Origin of the sequence: Candidatus Phytoplasma gossypii (assembly GCF_030586975.1) — a bacterium.
GTDB lineage: Bacteria > Bacillota_I > Bacilli_A > Acholeplasmatales > Acholeplasmataceae > Phytoplasma > Phytoplasma citri.
The window spans coordinates 1-12,455 of the sequence record NZ_JAOSIT010000017.1; the positions used below are offsets into that span (position 1 = coordinate 1).

The 12,455-nt window shown below is 20.5% G+C and carries 7 protein-coding genes; 4 read left to right on the forward strand and 3 right to left on the reverse strand.

Translation table 11 applies throughout. The features are described from left to right. Nucleotides 1-257: 257 nt before the first annotated feature. Nucleotides 258-1,976 (forward strand): hypothetical protein, encoded by a 1,719-nt coding sequence (locus OC698_RS01805; RefSeq protein WP_304513022.1) that lies wholly within the window; start codon nt 258-260, stop codon nt 1,974-1,976. A 404-nt stretch (nt 1,977-2,380) separates the two neighbouring features. On the opposite strand, the gene OC698_RS01810 is transcribed toward OC698_RS01805, so the two are convergent. Beyond that, nucleotides 2,381-2,785, reverse strand: coding sequence for an SAV1803-related protein (locus OC698_RS01810; protein ID WP_304513023.1), 405 nt, complete (start codon nt 2,783-2,785; stop codon nt 2,381-2,383). Next, entirely contained in the window at nt 2,757-3,215 is a 459-nt protein-coding gene (locus OC698_RS01815; protein ID WP_304513024.1) for a hypothetical protein, read from the reverse strand. The genes OC698_RS01810 and OC698_RS01815 overlap by 29 nt, the downstream gene beginning before the upstream one ends. A gap of 1,377 nt (nt 3,216-4,592) precedes the next feature. Between OC698_RS01815 and uvrC the strand changes: the two genes are divergently transcribed. From uvrC to uvrB, 3 genes are read left to right on the forward strand one after another with little or no spacing between them, the layout of a single operon-like run. After that, complete coding sequence (gene uvrC / locus OC698_RS01820) at nt 4,593-6,230, forward strand: excinuclease ABC subunit UvrC (protein WP_304513025.1); 1,638 nt, start codon at nt 4,593-4,595, stop codon at nt 6,228-6,230. Between the two features lie 46 nt (nt 6,231-6,276). After that, entirely contained in the window at nt 6,277-9,123 is a 2,847-nt protein-coding gene (uvrA, locus tag OC698_RS01825; protein ID WP_304513026.1) for an excinuclease ABC subunit UvrA, read from the forward strand. Next, on the forward strand, nt 9,113-11,068 hold the full coding sequence (gene uvrB / locus OC698_RS01830) for an excinuclease ABC subunit UvrB (RefSeq protein WP_304513027.1): 1,956 nt from the start codon (nt 9,113-9,115) through the stop codon (nt 11,066-11,068). The genes uvrA and uvrB overlap by 11 nt, the downstream gene beginning before the upstream one ends. Nucleotides 11,069-11,109: 41 nt before the next feature. On the opposite strand, the gene OC698_RS01835 is transcribed toward uvrB, so the two are convergent. Then, a complete protein-coding gene (locus OC698_RS01835) occupies nt 11,110-11,781 on the reverse strand; it encodes a hypothetical protein (protein ID WP_304513028.1) in 672 nt (223 codons plus the stop codon). Nucleotides 11,782-12,455 lie beyond the last annotated feature (674 nt).

The following is a 12,455-nucleotide window of genomic DNA, read 5'->3' on the forward strand; positions in this document are numbered from 1 at the left end:
GGATAATATTTAAATTGATAAACTAGTTTTTTAACTAAAGGTAAATGTAATATTATTAATTGTTCGCGTAACTTAAAATTACTTTTATCTTTTAAAAAAAGTAAAAATAATGTTTTTCGATTCATGATTTCCCTTTCTAAAAATATTTTTAGAAAAGCTGAAGTTTCACTTTTTATTCTTTTTAAAAAATAAAAAGACCAACTGATAAGTTGATCTTAATGATTATTAAGTAATTATTTAGTTGTAATACTTTTGGGGTGCAGTGCGAACATCCGAAAACATTCGAATATATTACAAAATCGATATGTAGTTTGATTACTTTTAAATATTTATCATATCAATACGAAAAAAATCATTTATGTGAAGATTTTCAGGATAAGAATATTAATAATAATTTTATTTTATCTGTAAATTTATTTTGGTCTTCTTTGATTAACCAATTAATAAATAAGCAATTAACCGAATCAAAATTAATCGACAATTTACATGAAGCTTTTTATAGTATCGATATTTCTAATAATACTAAATATCAATATTTATTTAAAGAAATAAATTTATATAAAAATAATATGATTTCATTAAACTTTGATTTTCTGTCGAATATAATGTTAATTATTCATCAAGTATCGATTAATAATTTAAATACATTATTTCAAAAAGTTATTTTAGAATATCAAAAACAAAAAATGTATAGTCATAAAATGGCTTTTAATTTAGATTTTTTTAACCATTTAATACCTGAACTGATTAAATCAAATTTATTAATAAATGCCAATATTTACGATATGACTTGTGATAACGATTTGGGATTAATATTAAATAAAATTGTTGATATATTAGAAATTAATCATAAACAATCCTTTAAAGGTAATATATATGGCGGTTGTATTATCTCAGATGATAATAATAATTTATTTACTCGTTATCATCCTATAGGTTTTGGTTTAGCTCGTATGAATTTATTATTAAAAAATCAAGAGTTACTTTGTGTTGATATTGAAAATAAAAAATTTTGTTTCCCGGAGTTAGATTTAATTATTTGTAATGGCAATGTATTAATAAAATATTATGAAAATCATCATCAAAAGTTTTTGCATAATAAAAAAAGAAGAGAAATTTTTCAGAAAAATATTTATCCCATGATGTTGAATTCATTATCATCTATAGGAAAAATTATTATATTTGGTAATGAAACTATTTTGAACTCTTTAAATAAAGATTTCGAATATCATCAAAATATAATTAGGCTAAAATCTGGTAAACATGTAGATTTAATAATTAAATTATTAGAAACTGGTTTTTTAACTCGTTTTTTTAGTTTTTTATTGGGATCAGATGATTTTGAATATGATTATTTGCTTTTATTACAAAAAAATAAAAATTTTTATGAAAAAGATATTTTTGGTATTAATTTAAATTTAACCAATCACACATTATCAAAGAATAATGATCTTAAAGAACCATCTTATTCTTCTTTAATTAAACAAATTATCTGTAATTATTCTTTGCGAAAACCTAATATTAATAATTCTAATTTTAAATATTCGTTTAATGAAATTTTAGAAAAATTTTATTATACATATCTTTTTAAAAATAATAATTTTGTTGCATTTGATGATTTGATTTTATTTAATTCTACCAAATTTTTCGATAACTTGGAATATTATTATAACCGTTCAAAAAGATGGTTAAAAATTATTATGGAATTATATTTTGTATATGCTTTTATAAAGATTATTTTAAAATTATTAAATAAATCTAATATTGTGATTTCATTTATTAAAAGTTATTGGTCTAATTTGATTTTAGGTGGTCCTTTAATTATTTATTTGTTTTCATCATTAACTATAATGTCTAAAAACATTAAAAATTATTTAATCAAAATAATGGCAATTTCAAATTGGCAAATTTTATTCTTTATAAATGTGATTTTTTATCTTATATTAAATTGGGAATCTTATATTAAATACAATTAACCGAGAAATTAATATTTTCTTAGTTAATTTATTATTTAACAATAAAAATTTTTTTATATGAATTAATTAATATCGGAGACATTGGTAGACCAAATATTCTTCCGTATTTTTAATCCATTATGCTAATTAATTTATCGCTTTCCGGTAATCACTTTTAAGCAAAATCTAAAGCCTTTAAAAAAAATTATTTAAAATTTGCTAATATTAAAAAAATTTAATTTTAATTTTTGAAATTTTTAAATAATTTTTGTAAAATTAGAATTATTTTGGAATATTTTTAGAAAAAGAAGAATTTTTTGAATTTTTAAAACAAAAAAGACTAACTATTAAGTTAGTCTTAAAGAATTTTTTAAAAGTAAAAAGTTTTAAAACTTTAGAAACACCTAAAAACTTACCAAAATTTATTAAGATTTAATTATGTGTAAAACTATAAAAAATCTACGGCATTGAAAAAATGATTTTTTTTGAAAAAAAATGGTTTGAGCTGCTTTACGTTTATAATTTTGATATTGCCAAGTATTATCAAAATGAATTTTTTCTAATTCATTTAACAATATTTTAGCTCCATTTTTTCCTACATCAATTTGTAATGGGTTAGTCGAATGATCCCAAATTTTACAATGCAACAAAAAATGTTCTAATAAATTACAATAAACTAAATTATATCCCATTTGATAACTAAAAGGAGCTTGTTGAGCAAATTCAGGATTAGATAACCCTTTCATTTCGTTTTCTTTAATATGATGTATTTGTAAACCTTCTGAAGATCTTTTAATATATTCATTTATTTGAGTACATTTCCGATTCAAGAAATAGTTTCCAGGTACTTCTCCATATGTTATCTAATAAAACTTCAATTATTTGATTATATGTTAAAAGCATCATATAAGGAATACTAAATTCTATTTGATTATTTTTGTTATTTTTGCAGTGTACTTGAATTAAAATATTTTCAATATCTTCCAAATGTTTTGAAATTATTTTTATTTTTTCAATAGAACATGAATTAAACTTGTTAGATAATACAAAACTATCGATTTTTTGTAATTCATAATAAATAGAAGGATAGCGAACTCGAATACTTTCATATATTTTGTTCATCAATGTATTGATATAATTTATTTTTTGTCTAATTTGTTGAGAAAATTGTTGTAATTTTCTTTTGAAAAAAAACAAACGAAATATTAATATTGAAATCGATATTATTGTAAAAATTATAACTAATAAAATAATTTTCATATTCTTTTTAATTAAAATATATTTTTTATCTTTTAAATTTTTACTTTTTTAATATTGAAAGTAATCAATTTAGTTGGAATTAAAAATTTTTTTATAATGCAAACAATATATTTTTTTATTCCTTTCGTTTAAAATTCATTTTATTAATAATTATTAAATTGTATATTTATATATTTATGAAAAAATAAAATTTTTGTATAATTGAAACTATTTTTTTATTTTTACGGAAAGTTTATAAAGATTATTCAACTATTTTTAATTTTTATCTAGATTATAAATTTAATTATAACTTAATTATTCATTATTTATTATCAATAAATAAAAAATAACAAAATTTTTTTTACAAAATAATTCATTTATACAAAATTTTGATGATAAAATTTTCTTTATTTAAATTTTTTTTGAATAATTTAATTTTGTGAATAATAACCATTTATAGCCGAAAAGATATATATGATCATCTTTATATGATCATCGTTATTATAATTTGGACAAGCCAAATGCAATCGTGACAAAAATTAACAGCATAATCACGGCAAAAACAAATAAAAATATTTAAAATTAAGTTATATAACATAATATAATTTTTAATTCAAAGTTTAATAACCAAATTTTTGAAATATATCAAATCATTTTAAAAAAGTTTTTTACTATTAAAAATAAAGCTAAAATCTATAATAAAAATAATAGCTCTTCAACAAAAAAATTAATAATCTATAGATAGTATGGATTTTTATGTTAATCACTTATAAATTAATCAATTAAGAGATATTTAAATAAAATCAATCCAAATCTAAAACAATGATGCTTAAAATCGAATGCATAATTATAATCAAATAAATGATATATAAAGAAATTTTCTATTTAAATTAATGTTAATTATATATAAATGTAAATAATTCGCAATAAATATTTTTATTAATACCAAATACTTCATTCTAAAGTATCAAAAAGGAATCTTTTTCTTTTTTATTATTAATGTTTTTTAAGGATTAAAATCTCAAAAGATGAGAACAAATAATCATAAAATATTTTCTACAATTAATTTTTTTAGAAAATATTTTAAAATAAGAATAAAGATAGAAAATTTTGTTATTTTTACAATTAAATTATCACTCAAAATGATTAAATTTAATATATCTTGATTAAAACCAAGTTAATAATCAAAAAAACTTGCCTTTTTATTGTTTTTCAGTTATTATAAAATTAATATTAAATCCGAAAAATTATTAAATATTTTATTTTTTTAAATAAATTCATTGGCATCTGTATATGATGCCTTTTTTAGTCAAAAAAATCTTGAAACAATAAATAGAATAAATAATTTAAAATTATTGCGTTTTCGGAAAATATTTAAATATGGTAATTAAATGAAATATGTCTTTAAAAATAACAAAAAATAAAATTAATTTTCTTTTGCTAACTAAAATTAACAATTTGCCCCCAAAATCTGGTTGTTATTTATTTAAAAATTGTTATAATAATATTATTTATATCGGAAAAGCCAAGAATTTATTTTCAAGAATTAAAAGTTATTTTTACTTAACAAATCATAATCCAAAAACTAATAATTTAATTCAAGAAATATGCGATTTAGAATATATTATTACTCATAACGAATTAGAAGCTTTTATATTAGAAGCTAATTTAATTAAAAAACATATACCAAAATACAATTTTAAATTATTAGATGATAAAAATTATGCTTATATTGAAATTACTAACGAAAAACATCCTCGTTTAAAAATTTCTTATTATAAAAAGGTTCCTACCAAAACTAAAGTATTTGGTCCTTATCCATATAACAATAGTATGAAAGAAACAGTACGTTTATTGCATAAAATTTACCCTTTAAGACGTTGTCAACCGATTCCCCAAAAACCTTGTCATTATTATCAAATTAATGAATGTTTAGGACCTTGTTGTCCTACTAATAAATCTATTGATTATTCTATAAATATTAGAGGAATTAATGATTTTTTGCAAGGCAAAAATAAAAATATTTTTAACAAAATTAAAAATGAAATAAAAATGGCTATTAAAACATTAAATTTTGAAAAAGCACAAGAATATCAAAAAATTTTAGAACATTTAAAAAATATTACTATTAAACAATTTATTGAATTAAAACCTAATCTAAGTTGCGATATTATTGGTTTTTGTTTTAATAAAAATGAAATTTCTTTGTATATTTTCAAAATGTATCAAGGAAAAATTCAAGAACATTATCAAGTAGTTTCCGAATATATCGATGATCCCATTGATAATATGATTACTTATTTACATTTATATTATCAAAATCATTTATTACCTAAAAAAATTCTTTTAAACCCATCTTTGATTAAGCAAAAACCAGAAATAAAAAAAATAATTAATACTAAATTTTCAGTCAAATTCAATAACGAAGAAAAACAAATACAAGAATTAGCTCAAAAAAACGCAGAAGAAAATTTAAATAAATATAATTTATTATATAGCGCTAAATTAGAAGCTACTACAATAGCTTTAAGTGAATTATCTAAATTGTATCAAAATAATATTAATCATATTGAAGTTTTTGATATTTCCCATTCTTTTGGTAAATATTTTGTAAGTGGCATTATTGTTTTTAAAAATTATCAATTGCAAAAAAAATCTTATTGCGCTTTTCGTATTAAACAAACTTATCCGAATGAATATAATTCTTTAGCGGAAGCTATTGAGCGTCGATATCAAAAGTTAATTAATCTTAATTTGCCTTTTCCAGATTTAATTTTAGTTGATGGCGGAATAGGGCAATTCAATATCAGTCAAAAAATTTTAAAAAATTTAATAAAGGAATTTAATTTAGGTGCTTTAAAAAAAAATAATAAACATCAATTGGAAAGTTTAATTTTACCTAATCAAGAGATTTTGTTAAATCAAAAAAGTTTTTTATTCCGTTTTTTATTTTTTTTAAGCGAAGAGGTTCATAATTTTACTATTAATTTTCATAGAAAAATTAATAATCAAGAAAATATTAGCAATCTTATTTAATTGAAAATTAAAAATATTTAAATTTTATATATTATAAAGGATATTTATGGCTAATCAAAATTTTAATTATTTACATGATAAAATTATAATTAAAGGTGCTCGAGAAAATAATTTAAAAAATATTGATGTTGAAATTCCCAAATTTAAATTAGTAGTTTTTACTGGTATTTCAGGTTCAGGAAAAACTTCTTTAGTACAAAATATTTTATATCAAGAAGGCAAAAGAATTTATTTAGAATCTTTAAATTTTTATGATCGGAAATTTTTCCAATTTACAAAAAAACCTGATATTAATTATATTTCAGGTTTAGCTCCGGTAATTAACATTGAACAAAAAAAAATTGTTAATAATTCTAAAGATACTGTCGGTACTATTACAGAAATTTATCATTATTTACAATTAATTTATGCTCATATAGGTGTTTATTACGATATACAAAACAATCAACCTTATCAAAAATATAATATAGAACAAATAATGAATAAATTATTAAATTTTTTTAACAACCAAAAAATTATAATTTTATCTCCATTGGATGATAGTCAAAAAAAGATATTTCACTCAATAATCTTAAAGTTCATGAAAGAAGGTTTTAATCGTTTTTTAATCAATAACAATTTTTTTACTTTTAATAACATTAAAGAAATTAATGAATTAGAAATACAGGAAATAAATAATATTTTTGTAATTATTGATCATTTAACTATAAATAATCAAATAACCTCCCGTTTAATTTCTTCTTTAGAATTAGCTCTAAAATTTCATAAACAGAAAATATTAATTATGCTACCAAATCAAGAAATACTATCTTTTGATTTAAATTATAATGATGGCAAAAATTCTTTAACTCAATTAGAAAATAAAATGAATTTATTTTCTTTTTATAAAAAAAAAGGAATTTGTAATCATTGTAAAGGTTTAGGAAGTATAATGGTTTTTGATGAAAAATTAATTTTAGATCCAAATAAATCTATTCTGAATGGAGCTATATTACCTTTCGAACAACCAAATAATCCTACAAAAAATCTTCAAGAAAAACTAAAAGATTTTTTAGATACGTATAAAATTGATGTTTATCTGCCTGTAAACCAAATGAATAAAGTTATTATTAATCTTTTATTGTATGGTTCTGATAACTTACCTAATGAAAGTTTAAAATTTCCTATCGGAATTATTCCTATTCTAGAATATTATCAAAAAAATTTTGCTAATTATGATAATATTCAAAATTGGTTAAACCAATTTAAATCTTTAACTGTATGTCCTCATTGTTCCGGAGCTAGATTAAATAAATATGCTTTAGCTTATAAAATTAATCATAAAAATATTTATGAATTGACCAATTTAACTATTAATGAATTCTTAAATTTCATAGAAAATATAACATTAAATTCAATAGAAAAAATCAAGATCCAAGATGCTTTAACGGCTATTAAAAAACGTTTAAATTTATTAAAAAAATTAGGTTTAGAATACTTAAATTTAAATCGAAACATTAGTTCTTTATCCGGAGGAGAAATACAAAGGATTAAATTAATTAATCAGCTGGCTTCTCGATTGACAGGAGTTATTTATATTATTGATGAACCATCTGTTGGTTTACATCCATATAATAATATTCAACTAATTAAAATTTTACGTCAATTAGTAAATCTAGGTAATACTGTGTTAATTATAGAACATGATCAAGAAATAATCTTATCTGCAGATTATATTATTGATTTAGGTCCTGAAGCTGGTAATAAAGGAGGTACTATTGTAAGTTATGGCAAAATAAATAATATTTTAGAAAATAAACATAGTTTAACAGGTAAATATTTAAAAAAAATTTATTCTTTTGAGAACATCATCAAACCAAAAATATCTTTTACAAATGTTCTTCAAATACGAAACGCTTATATTAATAATTTAAAAAATCTTAATATTGATATTCCTTTAAATATATTTATTGTGATTACTGGTTTTTCTGGTTCAGGCAAATCAACTTTACTTAATGAAGTTATATATAAAGGTTTGAAAAAAAATAAAAATTTAAACAAAAACGAACCCGGTGGATTTAATCAAGTGATTTTTTCAGAAAATAAAAATAATTTCAAAGATATTATTTATATAGAAGCACCAAATTTTAATAAAATTCTTAAATATCATTTAATTAATTATTTAGGAATTTCAGAAATCGTTAGCAATTTATTTTCTCAATCTCCGGAAGCAAAAGCTAAAGGTTATAATAAACGTCGTTTTATTCTAAATTCTGTTTCTGCTTTTTGCCATGCTTGTCAAGGAGAAGGTGTTAAAAAAAATTTTATGGTTTTTTTGCCTAATATTATAATTACCTGCGATCAATGTCAAGGCAAAAGATTTAATTCTGAAACCTTAACTATTAAATACAAAAATCAAACTATTGCTGATATTTATGAAATGAATGTATCTGAAGCATATACTTTTTTTTATAATCATCAAAAAATTAAAATTGCTTTAGAATTATTAATTAGTGTAGGATTAAATTATTTAAAATTAGGTAGCAAATTAGATCATTTATCAGATGGCGAAAAACAAAGATTAATTTTGATTAAAAAAATTTATAAAAATTATTTTTCAAAAAATATTTATATATTGGATGAGCCTACCAAAGGCTTACATTTTTTTGAAATTGAAAAGTTAATTTCTTTAATACGTGCATTAATTAATCAAAAAAATACAGTAATTATGATTGAACATAATCTAAATATTATTAAAAATGCCGATTATATCATCGATTTAGGACCTCAAGGAGGCAAAAATGGCGGTCATATTGTAGCTAAAGGTGATATAGAAGAAATTATCAATAATCCGGATAGCTATACTGGTCAATATTTAAAACAAATAAGGAATAAATCTCAAAATGAAATTTAAATTAAAAAGTTTATATCAACCAAGTGGCGATCAACCTCAAGCTATTAAAGAATTATTGAATAATTTTTCTAAAGGGGAAAAAGAACAAATAGTTTTAGGAGCTACAGGTACTGGTAAAACTTTCACCATTGCTAATATTATTAATCAACTTAATACAAAAACTTTAATAATTGCTCATAATAAAACTTTAGCAGGACAAATTTTTCAGGAATTAAAAGAAATGTTTCCTGAAAATAAAGTGGAATATTTCATTTCTTATTATGATTATTATCAACCAGAGTCATATATTGTATCTCGTGATATTTATATTGAAAAAGAAAAAATTATTAACGAAGAAATAGTAGAATTACGTCATAATACCATTAACGCTTTAATTGATCGTAATGATGTTATTGTAGTATCATCTGTATCTTGTATTTTTGGAATCGGGGATATCGAAGATTATAAAAATTCTATTTTGTATTTACATCAAAATCAAAATTATCCTATGGATGAACTATTTAAAAAATTAATAGAATTGCAATATTGTAGAAACGATTTACAATTAAAAAATGGTAATTTTCGTGTTCACGGTAACATTTTGGATCTGATAAATTCTAATTTAAAAAAAGAAGCAATTCGTTTAATTTTCGAAGATAATCAAATAAAAAATATTCAAATTTTCAATACGATAGATGGTACCATCGCAAAAGAATTAAATAAAGTTATTATTTTTCCTGCTTCTATTTACGCAACTAATCCTCAAAAATTAAAAGAAAGTATTAAAAGGATTAAAAAAGAATTAACTCAACAAATTAAATATTTTAAATCTCAAAATCAATTTTTAGAAGCTCAAAAAATTGAAACAAAAACTCAATATGATTTGGAAATGTTAACAGAATTAGGTTATTGCAAAGGTATCGAAAATTATTCAAGACATATATCTTTAAAAAAAAAGGGAGAACCGCCAACTACCTTGATTGATTATTTTGGTTCAAATTTTTTAATTATTATTGATGAATCTCATATTACTATTCCACAAATTAAAGGTATGTTTTTTGGAGATTATTCGCGTAAACAAAAATTAATTAAATATGGTTTTCGTTTGCCAAGCGCTTTAGATAATAGGCCGTTAAAATTTAAAGAATTTGAAAAAAAAATAGATAAAATCATTTATTTATCGGCAACACCTGGAAAGTATGAATTAAACAAGAATATTTCTATAGTGGAACAAATAATTAGACCAACTTTTATTTTAGAACCTCAAATTGAAATTAGATCAACTCAAAACCAAATACATAATTTATTTGAAGAAATAAAAAAACGCCAAATTAAAAATGAAAAAGTTTTGGTAACCACTATCAGCATTACTTTTAGTGAAGATTTAAGTTTTTATTTAAAAAAAATGGGTATTAAAGTGACTTTTTTACATAGCAAAATTCCAGCTTTGCAGCGTTTACAAATTTTACAAAAATTACGCATGGGAATTTATGATTGTTTAATTGGAGTTAATTTATTAAGAGAAGGTTTGGATTTGCCAGAAGTTTCTTTAATGATTATTTTAGATGCTGACAAAGCCGGATTTTTACGAAATGAAAGTAGCTTAATTCAAATAATTGGTAGAGCTGCTCGCAATATTCAAGGCAAAGTAATTATGTATGCAGATAACATTACAAAAGCTATGAAAATAGCTGTTGCTGAAACCAATAGACGCCGAATTATTCAACAAGAATATAATCAAAAATATCATGTTAATCCTAAAATTATTAATAAGAAACTAAATCTTAATAATTTGAGTCAAAATAATCAAAAAGATTTTATGAAGGAAATCAATCTTGATCCTAAAAATGTTACCAAAAAAGAATTAACTAAATTAAAAAAATTAATGAAAGAAGCTGTTAAAAAATTAGATTTTGATAAAGCAATTTTTTATAGAGATTTAATTATATCTATTACTGAAAAATAATTTAATTCTAAATAATTTTAGTTACTTAATTTATATTAATGTCAAATTAATTCATAAAAAGAATATAATTCTGTTTTAAGTTTATGTTTTTGAGCTTCTAGTATTCTTTTTGAATGTTCAATAAAATTAAATTTAATTCTTTCAAATTTTTGATAACGTTCTTGATTCGATTTATATTGTTCTTGCAAAAAATTAATTTTTTGTTGATATAATAATTTTTTTTCATCTACATTATTTGCATTTTTAAAAAAATTTTTGTTTAATTCTTCAATTCGCGATTGAATTAATGTTTGATTTTTAATTAAATGATTAATTTTTGTGTCTAAATCACGAATATTTTTTTCTCTTTTTATATTCACTTCTAAAGCGAAATTCCATTTATTTTTAATTTTTTCAATTATTTTTTTTTCTTCATTATTAATTTTATTTATAATGGAAAGTTTATTATAACAATTACTGGAAAAAATATACATTTGTATAGTTTCAAAATCTTGTAAATTAATTTTACATTTACTAAAATTTGATGAAATGTTGTTTGTGTCTGTTTTATTCTGGGATTTTTCGATCGTATCGTTTTTTAAAATTTGATATAAATGATAATGATTATTTATATTATTTTGCCTAATTAAAAATTTTATTACTAAAAAAATAAAAAGAAAAAATAAAAAAAATAACCTAAAAATTGAAATATTTTTATTAAAATTTAATGTCATTTGTTTTTGTGTCCGTTCCGAAATAAATTAATAAATATTGTATTAAATTTGATTTTTCTGGTTCTTTTATTAAATATTAAAATTGTTATACATAATATCAATCAATTTATTTTTTTGTAATTAATAATTATATTTAATAATTTTAATTTATTCGTAAAATTTAATTATATTAATTAAAAACCTAAAATAATTATTGGTGTATATTCATAATATCTAAACAATAATTACAAATTTCAAGTAACATCAGTTTGAAATTTTATCTTAAGCAAATAATAATTGATCTATTCTGAGGTTATTATTGATTTTTTCTGTCATTAATTTTTGAATTATTTGTCTTTTTTCTAAATTTAAAGAACATTACATTAACGTTATATTCTCTTATATGAGAACGTGAGAAAATAAGAAGCAAAAACGAATCAAAATCAAATATAAATATAATATTAATTTCAAGTTTATTAGTTAATAAGAATAGTTTATTAGTATTTCTATAGGTTTGATCTGTTGGCTATCTATTGTAAAATTTGCCTCTTTAAAACGAGAAAACAATTTTATTAATGAATTTAATAACTTTTTCTTTTAGTTTCCTCTGGACCATTTGGTTGCAGTAGTGTACAAGAAAGAGGTTATGTTCTTACATCTGCTGTTTCTTAGTTTATTGTTGACTCTTGCCCTTC